This window comes from Campylobacter sp. (genome assembly GCF_052170435.1).
GTDB lineage: Bacteria > Campylobacterota > Campylobacteria > Campylobacterales > Campylobacteraceae > Campylobacter_A.
This window is the reverse complement of record NZ_JBQNAN010000022.1, coordinates 11,191-32,840: the sequence shown is the minus strand read 5'-3', so window position 1 is coordinate 32,840 and position 21,650 is coordinate 11,191. Positions and strand designations below refer to the sequence as shown.

At 41.0% G+C, this 21,650-nt stretch carries 14 protein-coding genes; 7 read left to right on the top strand and 7 right to left on the bottom strand.

Annotation, left to right across the window (positions count from 1 at the left end; translation table 11 throughout):
- Positions 1-129 precede the first annotated feature (129 nt).
- On the bottom strand, positions 130-1,461 hold the full coding sequence (gene brnQ, locus ACTTJF_RS08620; protein WP_442551606.1) for a branched-chain amino acid transport system II carrier protein: 1,332 nt from the start codon (positions 1,459-1,461) through the stop codon (positions 130-132).
- Positions 1,462-1,635: 174 nt separating this feature from the next.
- On the opposite strand from brnQ, the gene radA reads away from it, so the two are divergent.
- The 3 genes from radA to ACTTJF_RS08605 all read left to right on the top strand — a co-directional run bounded on the left by radA (position 1,636) and on the right by ACTTJF_RS08605 (position 5,527).
- Entirely contained in the window at positions 1,636-2,976 is a 1,341-nt protein-coding gene (radA, locus tag ACTTJF_RS08615; protein ID WP_442551605.1) for a DNA repair protein RadA, read from the top strand.
- Between the two features lie 124 nt (positions 2,977-3,100).
- Positions 3,101-4,561, top strand: a complete 1,461-nt coding sequence (locus ACTTJF_RS08610) for an MBOAT family O-acyltransferase (RefSeq protein ID WP_442551604.1) — start codon at positions 3,101-3,103, stop codon at positions 4,559-4,561.
- Between the two features lie 153 nt (positions 4,562-4,714).
- A complete protein-coding gene (locus ACTTJF_RS08605; RefSeq protein ID WP_442551603.1) occupies positions 4,715-5,527 on the top strand; it encodes a DUF1574 family protein in 813 nt (270 codons plus the stop codon).
- A 52-nt stretch (positions 5,528-5,579) separates the two neighbouring features.
- Here the strand turns inward: ACTTJF_RS08605 and ACTTJF_RS08600 are convergent, their stop codons facing one another.
- Together ACTTJF_RS08600 and ACTTJF_RS08595 are read right to left on the bottom strand one after the other, a co-directional pair.
- Positions 5,580-6,104, bottom strand: coding sequence for a hypothetical protein (locus ACTTJF_RS08600; RefSeq protein ID WP_442551602.1), 525 nt, complete (start codon positions 6,102-6,104; stop codon positions 5,580-5,582).
- Between the two features lie 131 nt (positions 6,105-6,235).
- Complete coding sequence (locus tag ACTTJF_RS08595; RefSeq protein WP_442551601.1) at positions 6,236-10,660, bottom strand: DUF4214 domain-containing protein; 4,425 nt, start codon at positions 10,658-10,660, stop codon at positions 6,236-6,238.
- 326 nt (positions 10,661-10,986) lie between these two features.
- On the opposite strand from ACTTJF_RS08595, the gene ACTTJF_RS08590 reads away from it, so the two are divergent.
- The 4 genes from ACTTJF_RS08590 to ACTTJF_RS08575 are packed head-to-tail and all read left to right on the top strand — an operon-like array spanning position 10,987 to position 16,361.
- A complete protein-coding gene (locus ACTTJF_RS08590; RefSeq protein ID WP_442551600.1) occupies positions 10,987-12,081 on the top strand; it encodes a SapC family protein in 1,095 nt (364 codons plus the stop codon).
- The gene (locus ACTTJF_RS08585; RefSeq protein ID WP_442551599.1) at positions 12,078-13,805 is read left to right on the top strand and encodes a type I secretion system permease/ATPase; all 1,728 of its coding nucleotides are present in this window, start codon (positions 12,078-12,080) and stop codon (positions 13,803-13,805) included. The genes ACTTJF_RS08590 and ACTTJF_RS08585 overlap by 4 nt, the downstream gene beginning before the upstream one ends.
- Positions 13,805-15,088, top strand: coding sequence for an HlyD family type I secretion periplasmic adaptor subunit (locus ACTTJF_RS08580; protein ID WP_442551598.1), 1,284 nt, complete (start codon positions 13,805-13,807; stop codon positions 15,086-15,088). The genes ACTTJF_RS08585 and ACTTJF_RS08580 overlap by 1 nt, the downstream gene beginning before the upstream one ends.
- Positions 15,078-16,361 carry a TolC family protein gene (locus ACTTJF_RS08575; protein WP_442551597.1) on the top strand — a complete coding sequence of 428 codons (1,284 nt, stop codon included), beginning with the start codon at positions 15,078-15,080 and terminating at the stop codon, positions 16,359-16,361. Before ACTTJF_RS08580 ends, ACTTJF_RS08575 begins: the two co-directional genes overlap by 11 nt.
- On the opposite strand, the gene ACTTJF_RS08570 is transcribed toward ACTTJF_RS08575, so the two are convergent.
- The 4 genes from ACTTJF_RS08570 to ACTTJF_RS08555 are packed head-to-tail and all read right to left on the bottom strand — an operon-like array spanning position 16,354 to position 21,577.
- The gene (locus ACTTJF_RS08570; RefSeq protein ID WP_442551596.1) at positions 16,354-17,559 is read right to left on the bottom strand and encodes a glycosyltransferase family 4 protein; all 1,206 of its coding nucleotides are present in this window, start codon (positions 17,557-17,559) and stop codon (positions 16,354-16,356) included. The two genes, ACTTJF_RS08575 and ACTTJF_RS08570, sit on opposite strands and share 8 nt — an antisense overlap.
- A complete protein-coding gene (locus tag ACTTJF_RS08565) occupies positions 17,546-18,397 on the bottom strand; it encodes an NAD-dependent epimerase/dehydratase family protein (protein ID WP_442551595.1) in 852 nt (283 codons plus the stop codon). The genes ACTTJF_RS08570 and ACTTJF_RS08565 overlap by 14 nt, the downstream gene beginning before the upstream one ends.
- A complete protein-coding gene (gmd, locus tag ACTTJF_RS08560) occupies positions 18,387-19,418 on the bottom strand; it encodes a GDP-mannose 4,6-dehydratase (protein ID WP_442551594.1) in 1,032 nt (343 codons plus the stop codon). The genes ACTTJF_RS08565 and gmd overlap by 11 nt, the downstream gene beginning before the upstream one ends.
- Positions 19,418-21,577: a glycosyltransferase gene (locus tag ACTTJF_RS08555; RefSeq protein WP_442551607.1), complete on the bottom strand. Its 2,160-nt coding sequence runs from the start codon at positions 21,575-21,577 to the stop codon at positions 19,418-19,420. The genes gmd and ACTTJF_RS08555 overlap by 1 nt, the downstream gene beginning before the upstream one ends.
- Positions 21,578-21,650 lie beyond the last annotated feature (73 nt).

Sequence of the window (21,650 nt, the reverse complement as noted above, 5' to 3'; positions counted from 1 at the left end):
ACGCACGGGGAATTTGACGGCTGGGTAAATTTAGACGCACGGGGAATTTGACGGCTGGGTAAATTTAGACGCACGGGGAATTTGACGGCGCGCCGACCTCTTACGAGCTCGGCGCTTTGCCGCTAGCAGTTAAAAAGTATTTTCTCTCTTTTCTAACACAAGATGTAGTATGTAAGTCACCGCAAATGCGACCGCACTAGGCACGATCCAGCCCAGCATCGAGTCGTAAAACGGCATTTCTTTGACGAGATCCGTCACTAGCGGCACGGAGACGCCAGCGATATCAAGGCCGTTTATCGTGCCGACGACCACGCATACGTAAACGCAGGTGCGGTAGATGAGCTTGCTCGAGTCGATCAGCGGGTTGATGAGCGAAAGGATGATGAGCATGATGGCGATCGGATAGATGGCGATCAGTACCGGTATCGAGCCCTTGATGATGGTCGTGAGGCCGAAATTCGCCACGCCAAAGCCGATCAAGCACCACGCCGCGACCCAAATTTTATATTTGACGCGTCCGTCCGTTAGTTCCTCGAAGTACTCGCTAGCAGAGCTGATGAGTCCCAGCGTCGTCGTGATACAAGCTAAGAAAAACGCTGAACCTAGCACCAAAACGCCCGCCTTACCGAAGTAATGACCGCTAATGCGAGATAGTAGTTCGGCTCCGTTTATCTCCGGCGCGTCTTTAAAAAGCTCCGCCGACGTCGCGCCAAGATAGCCTAGCATCAAATAAATCGCCATCAAAATCACGCCCGCCGTCATGCCTGCCTTTATCGTCGATGAAACCAAGTGACGCTCGTCTTTTACGCCCACGGTTCTGATAGCGTTTATCACGATGATACCAAACGCCAGCGACGCCAGCGCGTCCATCGTCTGATAGCCCTCTACAAAGCCCTTGGCCGCGGCATGTTGCGCATACTCTCCGCTAGGAGCGGCAAACTCGCCTATCGGGAAGAAAAATCCCGCCCCAAAAAGCAGCAAAATCAGCGCCAAAAGCAGCGGAGTGAGGTATTTGCCGAGTAGATCGACTAGTTTTGACGGATTCATACAGACGTAATAATTTAACGCAAAATACGCCGCCGAGTAAAAAAACAGCCAAATTTGTAAATTTTCGTGCGCGATAAACGGCTTAACGGCGATATCAAAGGGCATATTTGCCGCGCGAGGTATCGCAAAAAGCGGTCCGATCGTGAGATATAAAAGCGCCGTAAAAAGCACCGCAAATACCGGGTCTATGCGGCGAACTAGGCTTTGAAGGCCCTTTGCTCTAGCTATCGCTGCGACGCCAAGCACCGGTAAAAGCACCGCCGTAGCGCAAAAAAACATGATCGCGACGTAAAAATTCTGCCCAGCCTCTCGCCCCAAATTCGGCGGAAAGATGAAGTTTCCCGCGCCGAAAAACATGGCAAAAAGCGTGAGCGAGATGACTAAAAACTGATTTTTGCTAAGCTTTTGTTTCATTTTCGCTCCATTTTAGTTTTAAATTTGGCAAATTGTATTTAGATAAAGTTGAATTTTCGTTGATTTGAGTTAAATTTACTTATTTTTCGCTCGCGCGTGTTTCGATTTGAAATTTAACCGCGCAGCGGGAGTAAAATTTAAACATTTTAAAGTATAATCGCGCAAAGGAAAAATATGGCGAAAGTAAAAACGGTATTTGAGTGTCAAGCCTGCGGCAATCAGCAGAGCAAATGGGTCGGCAAATGCCCTCAGTGCGGGGCTTGGGATAGCTTTTTAGAACTAAACGCACAGCAGATCGAAACGCTAAAAGAGATATCAAAAAGCTCTGCAAAACCAAGCCTCGCAAAACAAATCAGCGAGGTCGAGATCGAAAAAGTCACGCGCATCAGCACGCAAAATAGCGAACTAGACCTGGTTCTCGGCGGCGGCGTCGTGGAGGGCTCGCTGGTGCTAATCGGCGGAAGCCCCGGTATCGGCAAGAGCACCTTGCTGCTAAAAATCGCTTCAAATTTCGCCGCCCAGGGCAAAAAGACGCTCTACGTCAGCGGCGAAGAGAGCGCGAGCCAGATCAAAATGCGAGCCCAGCGCCTAGACGCGGTCAAAGACGGGCTGTTTTTGCTCACGGAAATTTTACTTGAAAATATCCTCGCCGAAGTGCGCAAAAACGAGTATAAAATCCTCGTCATCGACTCAATCCAGACCCTTTATAGCGAAAAAATCGCCTCCGCACCCGGCTCGGTGTCGCAGGTGCGCGAGATTACCTTCGAACTCATGCGCCTAGCCAAAAACGAAAATATCTGCGTCTTTATCATCGGCCATATCACCAAAGACGGCTCGATCGCGGGGCCTCGCATCTTGGAGCACATGGTGGACGTGGTGCTGTATTTCGAGGGAGACTCCAGCCGCGAGCTGCGTATGCTACGGGGTTTTAAAAACCGCTTCGGCTCGACTAGCGAGGTAGGGATTTTCGAGATGAGCGAAAACGGGCTAATCAGCGCCAACGACGTCGCGGGCAAATTTTTCACGCGAGGCAAAGCTGCTAGCGGCTCGGCTATCACTATCACGATGGAGGGCTCGCGCGCGCTTAGCGTCGAAATTCAGGCGCTCGTGTGCGAGAGTGCGTATCCTAAGCGCAGCTCCACGGGCTTTGATAAAAACCGCCTAGATATGCTGCTAGCGCTGCTTGAGCGCAAGCTAGAGATCCCGCTAGGACACTACGATGTTTTCATCAACGTGAGCGGCGGAGTCAAGATCGGCGAAACGGCGGCCGATCTAGCCGTAGTCGCGGCGATCATCTCCAGCTTCAAAAACCGTCCGATCAGCAAAGAGAGCGTATTTATGGGCGAGCTTAGCCTAAACGGCGAAATTCGCGAGATATTTAACCTCGATCAGCGCCTAAAAGAGGCCAAAACGCAGAAATTTAAAAACGCGATCGTGCCGTCTAAGCCGCTTGACGCGCAGGGACTAAAATGCTTCGTCGCCAGCGATATCACGCAGGTTTTGGAGTGGATGTAAAACAATATAACAAAACAAATAATATATTGTAAAAAACAGCATGTTTGGTTATAATAACGATTTTTTCAAAACATCAAAACAACCAATAGGGCTTATTATGCAAAGAAGTATAAGGTATTAAAGCATGTTATTTAATAGTTATGAATTTATATTTTTATTTTTGCCAATAACATTTTTCATATACTTCTTTTTAAATTCCAAAAGACTAACCGCAGCTTCAAAGATTTTTCTAATAGTTTCGTCCCTATTTTTCTACGCCTGGTGGAATATCATATATCTTCCCCTGATAATCATCTCGATATTATTTAATTATACAGTAGGCCTACTGCTTACCAAACGCGCCAAATACGCTCAAAATCAAAGGAAACTACTACTAACAATAGGAATAGCGGCCAATATAGGCCTATTGGGCTACTTTAAATACTCCGATTTCTTTATCTCTAACATAAATTTTTTATTTAGTAGTGATATTTCACTACTAAATTTAACCCTACCGCTAGCGATATCGTTCTTCTCTTTCCAGCAGATAGCCTACCTGATCGACTCATACAGAAACGAAACCAAAGAGTATAGCTTCATAAACTACTGCATATTTATTACTTTTTTTCCTCAGCTTATAGCAGGGCCGATAGTTCACCACAAAGAGATGATGCCATATTTTGCAAGCCCAAAAACCAAAGTCATAAATCATAAAAATATATCAAAAGGGATATATATTTTTTCTATCGGGCTGTTTAAAAAAGTAGTCATAGCCGACTCCTTTTCGACATGGGCCACAAATGGATTTGACACAGCGCAGACGCTATCTTTACTAGAAGCTTGGGCCACTTCGCTATCATATACATTTCAGCTATATTTTGACTTTAGCGGATATTGCGATATGGCTATAGGGGCCGCTCTGCTTTTTAATATCAAGCTTCCGATTAATTTCAACTCGCCGTATAAAGCAACAAATATTCAAGACTTCTGGAGACGCTGGCATATCACGCTTTCTAGGTTCTTAAGAGACTATATATACATACCGCTTGGAGGAAACAGACATGGCGATACAAAAACCTGTGTAAATTTAATGACTACATTTTTAATAGGCGGCATATGGCATGGCGCAGGATGGACATTCGTATTTTGGGGGTTTTTACATGGCTTAGCTCTGGTGATTTTTAAAATTTGGAATATGCAAGCCATAAGACTAAATAAAATACTAGCCTGGATAATAACATTTAACTTTATCAACATCACTTGGATATTTTTTAGAGCCAAAGAGTGGCAAGACGCCATAAAAGTCATAAAAGGCATGTTTGGCTTTAGCACCATAACCCTGCCTAATTTCTTATCAGGCTATCTATATCATTTATCGGCCTACGGCGTAAAATTTGGAAACACATTTATGGCGATAGGAGGCGATAAAAATATGCTCGCTTACATAATTTTCGCTTTTATCTTAACTTTGACGCAAAAAAACAGTATAGAAAAAACAGGCAGTCTCGTACTAAACCACAAGACATATGTAGCAGCAGCCTTTATGTTCGCTTGTTCGATTATTCTCTTAAAACAAGAGTCTGAATTTTTATATTTTAATTTTTAGGTGTATGCAGTGCGACCAAAAAGCTGGATAAGAAGTTTTATTGTAGTTTCGATACTCTTATTAGTATCATATCAGCTTTATGACATAGTAGTAAAAAACACAAAAATCCTAAGCGTAAAAAGCACGGATATAGTATATTTTTCAGACAGCGTTATGAGGTCTCACGCCGCCTGCGAAACCAATAAAAGCGGCATAGACGATATCGTGAGAAGCAACGGAATAGATATCATAAATATAGACCACGGAGCATACTCACCTATAATATACAAAAACTATATAAAAAATCTACCGAGCGGCACTCGCGTCATCATACCGATAAATATGCGAAGCTTCTCGGAAGAGTGGTTTGATAGACCGTCCTATAAATTTTATAAAGAAAGAATCTCTCTAGCTATACTAAGTTTTGACATATTAGATATATTCTCCACACTAAAAGAGTATATATCAAACGCATTCATCGACTATGAAAGCACAGCCATAACAAGAGGAAACAAATATCTAGGAAATACCAAGGACATAGAAAGCCTTACCAAGATAGACAAGGATATATATTGCGATTCAAACAGCAGCTTTATGGCAGATAGCCTATACAAAGATAAACTATCACTCAAATTTAAATACCACTACGCCTACAATCTTCCAAAAAACCATAAAATGTTTAGCTATCTCGACGAGATAATAAACTATGCCGGCAAGAAAAATATCAAAATACTATTTTACATAACTCCTATCAATTTCGAACACTTAAATAACCTACTAGAAAAAGAATTTCTAGAGACTGTAGAAAATAATATAAGCACCATCACAAACTATCTGCAAAGCAAAAATGTCGCTTTTATAGATTTATCAAAAAAGATAAAAGGAAGCGACTTTATAGACAGACAGCACGCATGCGAACATCTTGATTTTTACGCAAGAAAATTTGTGGCAGATACCATAAGCAAGCATAGATTTGTCAAACCGTAGCCACCGCTACAAAAAAATCAAGGCAGAGCAAAAACCCTTGCCTTGTTATCAACTAAACTTGAGATAGCAAATTTGAAAGCAGACTATCTTCCATCTTGTCTATTTTAGATGCGTTGCCCTTTATAAGAGCATCATAGTAGTCTATCTTAAATTTATCAACCTTATCAAAAACCTCTTTTTTGAGTTTTTTTTCCAGTTCGTCATACTCGGCTTTTAGGTCGGCTTTTTCAAAATAGTTATACTTACCGCTTTTTAGTTTTTCTTGCAGATTAGCCTGTTCCACCTTTAGTTTTTCTTGCATCTCATCCAAAAGCATACTTTGTTTGTAATTCACAGCAGAATACATAGTATGAATACTCGGAGACTCTTTGATATCAAGCTTATATTTAGCCGTTTCATAGGCTTTACGCATGGCTTTATCGCCCAATAAAAGCTCATTATAGGCGTTTTCTTTATCTTTTTTTGAAGCGCCACTATCTTGCGTTTTTTCTAAATATTTAGAAAAAAGCTCGCTATAGCTTTTTACATAGGCTTTGCCGAGTGAAATTTTTTGTTGTTGTAGTTCGCTTATGCGCATACTATCTCCTTTATAGATTTAAGAGAAAAGCAAGCAAAAATTGTTCCATAATTTTAAAAGAAAATAAAAAAAGGCAAGCTTCCAAAAAAGGAAGCTTGCCATAAAAACCTATATAATCAATGCTATCTGCATTAGATTATAGCAATCTCATAATCAGATGTAGTAGTAGTGCCATTTACAATCTTAGAGCCCGCAACAGCAGCCGCATCCGCAGAGGTATCAACACCAACTAGCTGAACAACAGTATCGTTTGTACCGATACCATCTTGGAATACAAAGGTATCTCTATCTTTTGAGTCAGATACTTTAGTAGTGTCATCAAATCCGATATCATCGCCATTTCTGTCATATGCAAATCCAACAGTAGCACCTGTGCCGTCAAGTTTATTTGCAAGGAATTTTAATGCACTTGCAAGATTCTTTTCGGTTATAGCAACTTGCTTGTTATTGTCATCAAAAAATTTAACAAGGTGAGTTGTATCATCAACAGTCCACTTGCTAACACCTTCTATAGCTTTGCCAGTTGATTGATTAGATATACCAAGAGTTATATTAACGTTGTTACTAGCAAGATCGAGCGCATCACCACCAGATTTCTCAGCACCTCCTGCAGCCGCTACTGCGTCACCTGAAGTGGTAATAGACTTGGTACTAAAGCCATAAACAACATCATGACTACCTATCAAGGAATCGCCAGTATTAATCTTAATGACGTCAACCTTACCGTCAGCAGTACCAACTTGACCATTATTATCAATAGCTTCTGTGTTCTGAGTAACAAATACGTCAGCCCCAGTGCCACCCTCAAAGATATCACTGCCTTTACTACCTACGGCAGCATCATTACCATCGCCACCGACAAACTGAAGTCTAGCATCATCTTTAACTGTAATAGCAACATCATTGCCCGCTCCGCCATCAACTTTATTTACTCCATCTTTTCCAACAAACCATAGGTTGTTATTGGCATCACCTTTACCTCTCTCTAGTGAGCTACCGTTAAGAAGGGAATTGGCTTGAGTAAAGTCAAAAACACCTGATGCATCTTTTTTGTTTAAAGCAAACGAACCATCCAAAGTCGTTACTTCTTTATTCAAATCTTTTTTATCCCATCTTAGTGAAAGATCGGAACCTTCGCCTGTGGCTATCCATTGTTTGGTAGAATTAGCACCATCGCCAACTTCAACATAAGCAGCACCTGCAGCTTTTGTAACGCTAGTTCTTACATCTCCCGTCAATACTTGCTTTCCGGCACCTACGTTGTCATAAACTCTATCAAAACCTCTACCTAGAGAGTAGGTATCGCTACCAGCGTAAGCTCTTACTACATCAGAGCCGTCGCCCACTTTTATAACGTTATCGCCTTTATCAGCATCAATTTCATTGGCGCCATTACCTGCGTTAATAAAATCAGACTGCTCAGAACCAATAATATTATTGTTGCCTTTTCCTGCGTTGATAGTTATGTTTTTACCCGCAGAACCTTTTGCACTAAAGACATTATTGCCATCGCCAAGATCAACAACAGCAGAATCGCCAAGCGCTTTTACAGTAGCTTTAAAATCGCCAAGAACTTTAGTAGCGTCAACTTTCATTAGGTTGTTGTTTGTACCGTTACCTGTAACTTCTTTTAGGTTTACATCACCCTTACTTGATGCAGTTAGCGTAGTTACGTCTTTAGCATAGATGTTATTAAAGGTCGTTACCGTAGCTGCACCTGAATCTTTATACTCATTAGCACTTCTATCGTCGGCTACCTTAATATCAATAGTCTTCGCTTTATGGATAGTCACTTTACCGATGTTGTAGTTATCCGCAGTATAGGTCAAAATTTTACCAGCCGTAGTGCCGTCATCGTATTTATAGCGGTTGTCGTCAAGGGCGCCGTTTACATTTACAGTTACTACTTCAGCAGCATTATCTTTTAGCGTAACACCATTAAAAGTATGGTCTTTAACAAAATCTGCCTTTTTGTAAGTAACGGTACCTATTGTCTGTTGCGCCATAGTAGCATTGTATCCAACTTTATCTCTTAGATCAAATCCATTGTTATGACCATCAACAAGGTCAGCTGAGAAGTTAACTTCAGTTAGGGCCGATTTTTCAACAGTAACGATCTTATCAGTGTCCATGTTATTTACATCACCAGCAGCATTAACTAGGTTACCTTGTACTTTATCCCCCAAGTTTTTATCATTTTCAGTTTGAAAAATAGATTCTTTTGAGATAAATGTAAATTTCTCAAAGTCGCCTTTAGAAATATCAAGATTTATAGTGTTTGTAGATGCTACGTATAGTTCCTCAACGCCAGTCACGTCTAGAGCTTGACTGCTGCTAAGTACGCCTCTAACGATATCAGTACCAGCACCGCCAGTTACTTTATCTGCACCAGTTAGATTACCCACACCATAGAAAGAAACTATATCGTTACCTTGACCGAGGCTAATTTTTTGATTTGCTCCGTCTACCGTAACTCTAAAGTCGCCAAGATATTCTGAGGCATCAATAGTAGCTGCTTTTATGTGACTATAATTTTCACCCACTAGCTCAAAATATTTACCAGCAACTCCGCCCTTAACGACTACGTCAGCTTTTGGGGCTGCAACGCCGCTTTGAATCAAGACAACCGTATTGTTGTCGTCATCGCTGTCAATTATGTTTACGTTTTCGATAGCATCGGTTTTAACTTTAAACCCAAAATCTTCTTGTTTATTTGGAGCTTTTACAACTTCAACGGTTACTTTGTCATTAGCACCAGTGCCGTCTTTTAGACTAATATCCAATTCAGGCATACGTTTGTCTTCATCCGCTGTTTTCGTAACAGAGTGTTCGATAACGAATTTTTTATTATCAGCAAACTCTTTTGAAACATTTTTAAAGACAAATTTAGAATTTTCTGCATCTGCTTTTTCATCTCTAACGGTTACTTTTTCTAGTACATTGTCTTTAATCGCGTCAAAATCTACAGTCTGAGATTCGTTTCTTTGATTTCTAACTTCCAAAGACTCTATACCGCTGATTTCAGCAAGCTCGTTTCTATCATTTTTTACTATACCACCATCGACCACAACAAGCTTATCGTTTCCTGCGCCACCCACTATCTTGGTTCTTCCTCCGAAAGCACCAGTGTATCCTACACCGGTAACATCATGACCAGCATAGAAAACATCGTCTTGTGCTGAACCCGTTATGGTAGTAGTAAGGAAAATTGCAGAGTCATTAGGGTCTACCCAATCTTTAGCAATTTTTGAAATATCAGCAGTTACCTTACCCTTAAAAGCAGAAGCGTCAAAATTTGTAAAACCGTTTGTTTCATTAGGATTTATACCGCTCTCAGTATCGCTAAGCTTGTTGTACTCGTTTTTGGCGCCTTTTTCAAGATTAGCTATCTCAAGATTGCCACTTCCTTTGACGGTAAGCTCTTGCAGATCATTGACTTTTAGCTGGTTAATATCAACACCGTTCTTAGCAACTAGAGTAAGCTTTTCTATGCCTTCTATTTGGCCATCATTCTTCTTATTGACTATATCAATATTCTTAGCGTTAATATCATTTAGCTCTAGTAAAGATTTGTCATCGTTACCACTTAAGATACCCTGTTTGTATTCAAATTCTACACTGCGGTCAGAGTCATCGAAATTTGCAACTCTCATACCCTCAAGCTTAGAGCTGATATTGGTTACCTTAATATTAGGATTATTATTTGCTTGATTAGTTATGTGATGCAAATTAACTTTTGTAAGTTCATTTGCGTATCTTAAATCAATCGTATTACCTGTATCTCCAGTAATCTTAGCGTTAAAATACTGGATATTTACAAGGTTAGGCGTTCTTGAGGAGCCAGTACCTTCATCATTATGTGATCTACCAAAGGTTGCATTTACAGTATTGTCACTTCTTCCTACTACACCGACTAGTCTATCTTCATCTTGTAAAGTATTGATATAGTCGGTTCCGCCAGGGTTGTAGCCCATAGGAGCCTCAAATACGTTTGCAACAGCTTCGTCAGTGCTAGTAGTCAAAGTCTTAGTCTCACCGGCAGCTTTTGGAGTAGAAACCCACTGATTATCATCAGACAGAGAGTCAACGTAAGCTTTAGCAGCGTCATAGCCCTCTTTAGCAGCCTTATCTACTGCGTTTACATAGAGGCTTCTATCTTTTGCATCAACATTGTCGCCTTGATCAACTACATAGTCTGATATTTTAACTTTATTAGTAAAAGCCACTTCATTGTTTTTTTCTGCAGACTTTATAAGCTCAGAAACAACATCGCCGCGAGAGTAGGTTTTTAGGGCATTTACCCAAAAGTTAACACCCGCAGGATCATCTTGATACGTTCTACCCAGTACATTTTGGTAGATATGGTTTATGAAAGCCATATTGTCGTCTAAAGACGAACCAAAGAAAGCTTTCGCGGTAGCGGTATCTAAAATCGCCTTAGCAGCACTGGCCATAGTATAATCGCCTTTCTGCCACCATGCATTTCCGTTTGCTTCAGAAGCTCTTCCAAGAAGAGTTACGTAAAGCTGAGAAACTTGAGTTTTTGTTAAAGCCATTAAGGACTCCTTAAAATGAAATTTGGTAGTTGCAAAGACCTACCATAGTAGAATCAACCGAGATAAGGTAACCGCAGATGAGCCTACTAAGGTCTGCTCTGTGTCCTACCTACTATCGATAGTACTTTTGCAAATACTTAAGAGGTATTATAACATAAAAGCCAGGAAATAAGTTTAATTCATTATTAAAAATGCACGAAATTTACCGAAAATTTGAGAAAATTTTAAAAAAAATTGTTTTACTTTGGCACTTTTTAAATATATTTTAAGTTTATAGGTGATAAGATTGCGGTTTGATAAAAAATATTTCAAACGAAAGGAAGTCAGTGGGTAGAAAGGCAAGAGAGATAATCGGCGGAACGGTTTTAGTCAAACAAAACGGCGACTTTTGCAAAAATGAGGGCGAAATAGAAATATACAAGACCAAGCTTACGGACACAGCAAAGAGATATGGAGCTCAAATTTACGGCTACTACATAGGCAAGACGAGCGTGATGCTGTATCTGCAAAGCGAAGACATAGCTAAATTTATGCAGATACTAAATAGTTCCTTTTCAAGGGAAAGAAACAAAAAAAGAGGAGACGAACCGATCGGCAAGACGGAGAGATACGAAGCAACCATAGTCGGAGATAATGAGAAAGATGACGTGGCTAAATTTATAAAACAAAACGGCGGAACGGTCTTTGTCAAGACCAGCAAAAGTATCAGTATAGACAAAAAACATAATATAAATAATATAAAAAAAAGGAAAAACATGAACATAGCGGCCCTGCATTCAGATGAACACAGAGACCTAAGATATGTGGGTGGCGCCCTGCCCGATACTCCAGTAGCAAAAATCACGATATCGGAAATGAAAAGGTGCGCTGAAAATTTCTGCATAGTCTTTACTAACGAGATAGTGCCGACGATGCTAGTGCTACTCGGGCAAGAAGACAACGTAATGATAGATGAAAATTTTAACGGTTACGTGCCAGCAAGTCTAAAAAACTATCCGTTTTTACTCGGCAACGCAGACGGCAAAAGAGTACTCTGCGTAGATATGGACTCCGAACAGATCCAAAAAGGCGGCGAGGAAGGCGAGATACTATTTGACAAAGAAGGCAACAAAAGCGAATTTCTGGGTAAAGTAGTGTCGGCGCTAAAAAACTACGATGCGGATTTTAGAAAAACGGAAACAATGATGGAAGAGATAAAAAAAGCAGGAATTTTAGTCGATAAAGAGTTAAATTTAAAGATAGGTGAGGAAAATTACGTACTGATAAAAGGTTTTTCGATAGTAAGCAAAAGCAAGCTAAACGAACTAGACGATAAAACCTTGGCAATGTTCGTTAGAAACGGATATATGAATCTAATCAACATACACCTAAGCAGTTTGGGCAACTTCCAGACTCTAGCCTCAAGGATACTTTCAAAATGAGCACATCCAAAAAAGAAAACGAACTAAAAAGCATACTCAGAAAATCCAAAAAGTGCTTGATATATGCAGGTATCTTTAGCGCATTTGTAAATTTATTGATGCTGACACCCCCTTTATATATGCTTCAGCTTTACGGTCGCGTGGTAACATCAAGAAGCTTAGATACGCTCACTATGCTTACTTTGATAGTAGTGTTTTTATTTGTAACAATGGGGCTTTTTGAGATACTTAGATCGCGCGTACTGATAATATTTGCCAACCAGATGGATCAAAATTTATCAGGCAGGGTTTACGACGCGATATTTAAACTAGCCGCCAGAAATCCATCAAGAACGACTTCGCAGGCTATGGGTGATATAAATACTCTCAAACAATACCTCAGTGGAAATGGAGTGTTTGCGTTTTTAGACGCTCCGTGGATGCCGATATATATCGCGATACTGTTTTTATTTCACCCATACTACGGTTGGTTTAGCGTGTTTGCGGCGATTTTTCTTTTTATCCTTGCACTTTTAAATGAAAATGCGACAAAAGAAGGACTTAAAAACTCAAACGATAGTTACAGAAAGGAGATGCGTTTCGTGGATTCAAATTTGAGAAATTCCGAAGTTATACATGCCATGGGAATGAATGCAAATTTGAGAAAAATTTGGGAGAAAAAGCATGATGAGTTTTTAAACTCCCACTCGGACGCAAGCTCGAAAGCTGGGATTTATGCAAATATCAGTAAAACAGCACGCGTCACCTTTCAGTCCCTGATGCTGGGCCTTGGAGCATACTTAGTCGTAAAAATGGAGCTAACTCCCGGAATGATGATCGCGGGATCAATTATAATGGGCAGAGCCCTAGCCCCGCTTGATATCTTGATAGCTAGCTGGAAAAACTACAAGGGCGCAAAAGAGAGCTACCAAAGGCTGGATAAATTTTTAGATGAAATTCCTGCTGAGACCGATAGAGTAAGACTCCCTGACCCCGTAGGTAATATAGAGTGCCAGGGCGTATCTCTGGTGCCGCCTAATTCAAAAGCACTATCACTCGCGGATGTAACTCTAAACTTAAACGCCGGAGACATGTGTGCAGTGATAGGACCGAGTGCGGCTGGCAAGAGCTCGTTTGCCAGAGCGGTGCTAGGCGTATGGCCTTTGTTTAAGGGAACAGTCAGAGTAGATGGTGCGGATATAAACCAATACGACAGCAACCACCTTGGAGAATTTGTAGGGTATTTACCACAAGATGTAGAGCTTTTCGAGGGGACGGTAGCTGAAAATATAGCAAGATTTGGCGAGCTAGACTCTGAGGAAATAATAAAAGCGGCAAAACTAGCCAACGTGCATGAGATGATATTAAATTTACCAGAAGGCTACGATACCAAAATAGGTATGGGCGGCTCAAGCCTGAGCGGAGGACAAAGACAAAGGATAGCTTTGGCTAGAGCGTTTTATAAATCGCCTAAGATAATCGTACTAGATGAGCCAAACGCAAGCCTCGACGAAGCCGGAGAAAGAGCACTGCATCAAGCCCTGCTAAATATGAAAGGCAAAGCTACTATCATCTTGATAACGCATAAGCTAAACATACTGGGAATAGTCGATAAAATAGCGGTTCTAACCGCCGGCAGACTTATGTATTTCGGCCTAAGAGACGCTGTGCTATACGAGCTTACCAAAAATCAAAATCAAGCGGTGCAGCAACAAGCCAAGCAAAAGATAACAGAGGAAAAATAATGATACTGTCTGACGAAAGAGGAACGATAAGATTTGGCCTACTAATTATTTTGATATTAGTTGGAGTATTTGGCGGCTGGGCGGCTTTCGCTCCGCTTAAAGGCGGCGCCGTAGCTGCCGGAAAAGTAAGTGTCATCAACGACAAGAAAATCGTGCAGCACTTAGAAGGCGGTGTCGTAGATGAAATTTACGTAAAAGACGGCGATAAGGTAAAAGAAGGAGACATACTTTTAAAAATAGGAAACTCCAGACTTCAGGCCGAGCTTAACGCTTCTGCAACAGAATATCTACAAAACGGTGTCTTGGAAGCCAGACTAATAGCACAAAGAGATAACGAAAAACAGATAAATTTTAGCGATGAACTAAAAAAACTGGAAGGCTTCAAAGAAGCTTCGGAAGCGCAAATAAGCATCTTTAATGAGCAAAGAAAAATGCTAAGCGATGAAAAAGAGATACTAAATCAGCGCATCTCTCAGCTCTATAAGCAAATAGATGGGCTAAACGCCATAATATCATCAAGAAAGCTAAGGGCGGCGTCGCTAGACGAAGAGATAAAAGAGTGGGATAGGCTATATAAAGAACAGCTAAGCGACAAGATAAGGCTTAGAGATTCAAAACGAGAAAAAATAGCCGTTGACGGTGAGATAGCCTCAAGTACAGCAGAGATTGCTAGACTAAACGTCCAAATAACCGAAACAAAATCTCAAATCATTTTAAGAGAGAGAACCTTTAAAGAAGACGCCCTAAAGCAGCTTGAAAACGTAACAAAGTCAATAAATGCACTAAGATCAAGATATATAGCCCTAAACGATCAGCTGGCTAGAACAGAGGTGCGAGCCCCAGCTAGTGGAACGATTGTAGGCATGACTGCTCATACGATAGGCGGAGTCATCAGGTCTGGTGATCCGATAATGTATATCGTGCCAGACAGTACGGAGTATATAGTAGAAGCAAGGATGAATATAACCGATATAGACAAAGTCACTATAGGACTGCTAGCCGACGTGCGATTTAGCGCATTTGAGCTTCAGCAAGCCCACGTGGTAGAGGGTGAGGTCATATATATATCAGCCGATAGCTTGCAGGACAATAACGGACATCAGTTCTATGAGATAAAGGTTAAGCTCACCGAAAACGGAGTAAAGGAACTAGAGAATAATAAATTTTTCTTGCTTCCGGGTATGCCTGCAGAGGTAATGGTACAAACGACCGATAGAACGGTTTTAAGCTATATCTTAAATCCGTTTACGAATATGTTTAAAAGGGCATTTAATGAAGATTAAAATTTTATCCCTACTTGCCGCGCCGATACTTTTGTCGGCGCAGTCTGCAAGCTTGTCTCAGGCCTATAATATGGCTCTAGGCAACGACGAAGAGTATAAATACTATATGTACAACAGCCTTGCCGGAGAGCAAAGGTACAACCAGACCCTGTCTCAGCTATTGCCTACCATAAACGGCGACTTATCATATCATGGCGACAAATATAAAAGATTCAATAAAAACAGCAATGAAAGCTACACGAGCTACGGCGTGACGCTAAGACAGCCGATATTTCAACCATCCTTGTACTACCAAAGACAACAAGAAGAACTAAGGATGCAAGGAAGTCATATCGAGCTAGAACATAGCAGACAAGAGCTTGCCAAAAAAGTAGCCAAGGCGTATTTCGAGCTAGCCTATGCTAATGCAAATTTAAAACTAGCGCTAAGCTACCAAGATGCAAATAAGGCTAAATTTGAGCAGATGGAGCGCTCGCTCTCGCTAGGACTCACCAATAAAATGGACATGCTCGAATCAAAAGTGAGATATGATGAGTCGATGCTAGGCGTAAGCAAAGCACAAAGAAGCATAGACATAGCCAAGATGTCGCTTTTTAAACTAGTCGGGCAAAACATCGATACTATGGAGTATTTTGAAAATATAAATATTGATTTTTTTAAAAATCTTGATCTTAGAAAATACAGCGATATAGAACAAAATTTAGATTACAGACAAAGCGCGCTACTGACGCAAATAGCCGAAAAAGAGCACACTAAGCGCAAAAGCGAACATCTGCCGACCATCGACTTTTCTATAGGCTACTCAAACAACGATTACAAGGATGATAGAGCTTTTGGCGATAAAAATCATAGGGTTGAAACTAATATCCGCCTAAATATGCCGATATTTTCAAGTTGGTACACAAGCTACAGGGTTGAAGAAGGCATGTTTTTAAGGCAAGCTAGCATCTCTAGACAAAACGATACTAGAAAAAATGTCGATATCGCGCAAAGACAAGCCACCATCAACCTCCAAAACTATATCCAAGAGTATGACATAAACGTAAGGTCGCTCGAGCACGCCAACGTCTACGAACGCTCGATAGAGCGCGGATACGAAGAAGGGCTAAAGGATCTAGTCGATTTACTAGATGCTAAAGCTAGGGTTCACAAGATAAAAAATGAACTGATAGCTTCGGCTAGAAACGTGGTTTTGGCCTATCTCGAGCTTGAAAGCTTGATAAACGACATAAACGAACAAAGCATGAATAAGCTTGAGAGCGCGTTTAACTAAGCAGTCTTAAGAACAGCTCACTATGAGCTTTTGCGGACTTTGCCCAAGAAAAATCTTTGCAGTGGCGAAGTCCAAGCCTTACGAAATCTTCCCTCATTTTCTCGTCAGTAAGTAAAATTTGAAGCTTCTCTTTTAAATCCGCTTCGTTTAAAGGATCGAAATAAACCGCATCCTCGCCGTAAATTTCTCTAAAAACTTCGATATCAGATAACGCCACCGCACATCCGCAGGCCATCGCTTCAAGCGGCGGAATACCAAACCCCTCATAGACGGACGGATATACAAAAACGCTAGCCGAGCTATAAAGAGCCGCCAGCTCCTCGTCTGCGACGAAACCCGCAAATTTGATATTTTCATTTTGATTTATGAGCTCGTGGATTTGCGAGTTTTCCCAGCCTTTTGCTCCGACGATAACTAGGTCAAATTTAGCCTGCAAATCGCTTGGAAGTAGATTGTAAGCTTTAATAAGCGTAGCGAGATTTTTCCTAGGCTCGATAGAGCCCGCAAAAAGGATAAATTCTTTTGCCAAATTTAGCTTAGCCTTTACGACTGCTTTTTGCGTATCGTCCTTTGGGTAAAAAACCTTATCATCATAGCCGTGATATATCACGCTGATTTTGCTTTCATCAAATCCTAAAATTTCCACAATCTCGTTTTTGGTAAAATTTGATCCCGTGACGATGTGCGTCGCTTTTTTTATATTTTGCATAAAGGTTTTTTCAAAAAACTCTATGCGATCTTTCGGATGAAATTCGCTAAATTTGATAAAAGTAAAATCATGTACCGAGACCACGAGATGTCTCGCTTCAATATCAAGCGGGATAAAATTCGGCTGAAAATAAAGGTCGAATTTCATCCCTTTAAAATTTCGCTCGTTTAGCTTTTTTAAAAATAGTCTAAAACGCGTCTTTACACCTAGAGGCAGTAGTCGCACAAACCATTTTAGTTTTTTTACCAAACTTTTTTTGAGTAAATTTGAAAAAGACGTTTTCTGTTCACAGCCCTTAAAAATCAGCTCTTTTGAAATAAACCCATAGTCGTAAAAGAGCTCAAATTTATCTTTATCCAGCCTTTTTACGATCTCGTAAGCGTATCTGCCGATGCCTGTGAGCTGCGAAATGAGCGGCTTTGCGTCGATTAAAATTTTAGCTCTGCCCTCTTTTTTTGGCGCGCAGTTTTTAATTTTACTCGTTTTCATACATCCATTTTAGCGTTTGTTTGATGTGCGTTTTGCACAAATTTAGCCCGTTTGCTTCAAGCCTTGCGGTATCGGCCGTTATTTCCTCGGGCTCGTCCGCTCGCATAAACGCAGGATTTTGCTCGACTTTTACATCGCGCCCCGAAATTTCTCTCATAAAATCTAAAATTTCGCCTATTCCGTGCCCTTTACCCGAGCCGATGTTAAAAATCCTCTCGCCGGTCTTTAAATTTAAAAGCTTTTCATAAATTTTAACCACGTCCAAAACATTGTTGTATTCGCGCTTTGGGGTTAAATTTCCAAGCTCTATGACGCTAGCGTTTCGCTTAAAATGCGATACGATTTTAGGAATCAAAAAATTTATGCTCTGCCCCACTCCCGTATAGTTAAACGGGCGCGTTATCAAGATATCAAGATCGTAATCCTTTGCTAAATTTTCCATTTGCAATTTACTTTTAGCGTATGCAGATAGCGGATGCGGCGTCAAATTTTCGGACAAGGCCCCGGCTTCTTGTGCGCCGTAAACCGAAGCCGAGCTTGCCAAAATCACTCTTTTTGGCTTTTTTCTTTGCTCACCAAGTGCATCAAGCAGGTTTTTGCTGCCTGTAACATTTACCTTAAAAATAGGCTCAGCATCGCTTGGCGCAAAAGAAATACCGGCCAGATGAATCACGAAATCAGGATCAAATTTGATGGCGTCTTTTATACTTTTTGTATCGCAAATATCGCAGTTTTGCGTCGTAGCTTCAAAGACTTCGTAGCCTAAATTTTTTAGATGAGCGCACAAATATCTGCCGCTAAAGCCCTCCGCGCCCGTTACGAAAACCTTAGAACTCAAAGCCGCGCTCTATTTTTTTAAGATCGGCCTTAACCATCATAGCGCAAAGCTCTTTGACGCCCATTTTCGTCTGCCAGCCAAGCTCTTTTTTAGCCTTGCTCGCATCTCCGATGAGTAGATCGACCTCAGCAGGACGATAAAACTGCGGATCGATGCAGACTAAAATTTTGCCGTTTTTATTGCGTGCAACCTCGTTTTGGCCCTCGCCTTCAAATTTCAGCTCGATATCAAGCGCCTCAAAGCTAAGCCTCACAAAGTCGCGAACCGTAGTCGTTTCGCCTGTAGCGAGTACGAAGGTATCGGGCCTATCGTACTGCAAGATCGCGTGCATGCCTTGGACGTATTCGTAGGCGTAGCCCCAATCGCGCTTGGCGTCCATATTCCCCAGTTTTAAAACCTCGGCTTTTTTCAGCGCAATCTTTGCGGCGGTGTTTGTGATTTTTCTCGTAACGAACTCAAGACCCCTAAGCGGACTTTCGTGATTAAACAGTATGCCGCTCGAGCCAAAAATTTCGTAACTCTCGCGGTAATTTACCGTGATAAAATGCCCGTAAAGCTTAGCCACGCCGTAAGGCGAGCGCGGATAAAACGGCGTATCTTCACTCTGCGGGATAGCTTGGACCTTACCAAACATCTCTGAGGTGCTGGCTTGATAAAATTTGATATTTTTATCTACGATGCGCACGGCTTCGAGCAAATTTAGCACGCCTATGCCGGTAGCGTTTGCCGTGTGAAAAGGCTCTTTGAAGCTAACTCCGACAAAGCTTTGCGCGGCAAGGTTATAGATTTCATCCGGTCTAACCTCGGAGACGACGCTTAGGATGTTAAAAGGGTCGGTTAGGTCCATCTCTAAAATTTGCAAATTTTCGTTTTGAGCGACTTCAAGCTCGTTTAAACGCCACAAATTTAGGCTCGCCGTTCGCCTGCATGTGCCGTAAACTTTATAGCCCAGCTCCAGCAGATACTTCGCCAAATAGGCTCCGTCTTGCCCCGTAATACCCGTGATTAACGCTTTTTTCATTATAATTCTCCTGTTAAAATTTGATAAGCCTGCTCGGTGCTTTGTCGCCACGATACAAGCTCTATCAGGTCTGATTTGATATGTTTGTCCTCTTTAAAATCCCCGAGCCACTTCTCTATGGCGCCAGCTAAATCATCGTCATCCTTAAAAAACGTCGCCGAGCCGTTTGAAACCTCTTTAAACACATTAAGCTCGCGCGCTATTATCGGGATCTTGTGGATAGCGGCCTCAACGAGCGGCAGGCCAAATCCCTCGGCTCTACTTGCGGCGATAAGGCAGCTCGAGTTTTTATAAATTTCATCCAAAAGCTCGTCGCTGACGAAATTTAGATAAATAAGCCTTTTGCCGTTTTCCTCGTGTTTTTTTATCTTTTCGTAAAGCTCATCGACCATCCAGCCGACCTTGCCCGCGATGACCAAATTTATATCAAGCCCTTTTCGCCATAGCGTCTCAAACGCCATTATAGCCGCATCGTGACCCTTTCTGGGCTCAAGCGTTCCGACCATTATAAAGGTCGGCTTTGAGCGAATTTTATCTAAAATTTCAAGCGAGGCTTTATCGAGCCCGTAGCTTGGCGCAGTAGCTTTTATATCGCAGCCAAGCTTGATACTTTTTATGACGGGCGGAGTCTTGAGACCGTTTTTAAGAATAAAGTTTTTAACATCGTCGGCAACCGCCTGTGAGATACAGATTAACCCGTCAGCCGAAGATACTGCGGTCTTTAGCCAAGAGCTGTGATTGACGGAAATTTCGGCCGGAAAAAAATAGGGATGCAAAATCGGTATAAGATCGTATATCATAAAAAATACTCTCGCACCCTTTGCCCTAATTTCGTTAAAAAATCCGTTTTCAAACGCATTTGTCACGCATAAAGCATAGTCAAGCACATAAAAAATATCATCTTTGTGAATCTCTATAAGCTCATTTACGCAGTCCCACTCTTTAATGTCATAAAAATTTCTCATAAAATCTTTGGCATAAAAATATTTTCCTATCTCGGCATCAAAATAAACCGGCTCTATTCTATAATCCTTAACAGTATCTAAAAGCATAAGAAGCTGAGCCCTTACGACTCTTTGGATACCGGTTTTTAGATCGTGAAGATAAACGGCGGTAATATCCACAAATATGGTTTTTTCTCTCAAAAGCGGAATTTTAACCGACGATATTGCCTTAGAAAGTGCTATTAAATCGCTTTTAGACTCTTTAAAATCATTTATCATATTTTTTAAAAGCGGCTTTTTTGCGTAAGCCGCTTCAATCAACTCAAAGTATCTCTTTGCACAAAATTCCAAACCGTGAAATTTGTCTATCATATTTTTTGCGCTATTTGCGATACTTGCCCTCAAAGCCTCATCGTAGCAAAGTTTATCTATAGCGCTTGAAAGTTCATCAATACTCAACATTTCATCTATAAAATAAACGCAATTTTCAGGAATATCCCTAAAGGAGCCATGTTTATTTACAATAGTCGGCAAAGCATAATTCAAACAATCCAAAGCAGCAGCAGATGTTTCGCCGCGCGAGTTAGTTCTTAGTTGTATGGCTATATCACAGGCATTTAGATACATCCTGTACACTTTGTCATCACTCCAGCCCGTTATTCTTATTTTATCTTGAAGCTCATTTTCTTTTATGCAATGCTCTATCAAGGCCATGTATTCACTACTTACGCTGTCGCCCACAAAAACTAAAAACGCTTCATTTTTGCCATAGATCACAGTATTTTTAAAAGACTTTATTATTTCCAATGTTAATTTTGAAGGTCCTATATATCCAAAGCTGCATATTATGATTTTATTTTCGGCAAGTCCGAGCTTATTTTTACATTCGCTTTTTGGCAGTAGGCTGGCTGGTTTTCTCAGTAATGGAATAATATCAAACAATTGATAGTTCTCATATGCATAAAACAGTTTCGAAAGCCTTTGTGGTTCATTTGAATGCGTCACTATAGACAGTGAGTGATCAATAAGCGATTTATTAACAGGGAATTTCGATATGGTTTTTTTGAGTCCGTTTTTTTTAAAAAAAGAAAGCGCTTTATAACCGTTTGAACAATACAGCTCTTCATAAAAATCTATTTTTTGCTTTGTATATGCCTTATAAACAAGATCCGATATAAAAAAATCATGAAGTACGACGATGCCCTCGTTTTTCATCAAAATATCATACATATAAATATGAAACGGTGAATTTCCTATGTGATACACGATCCTGTCAAATTCTTTTGAT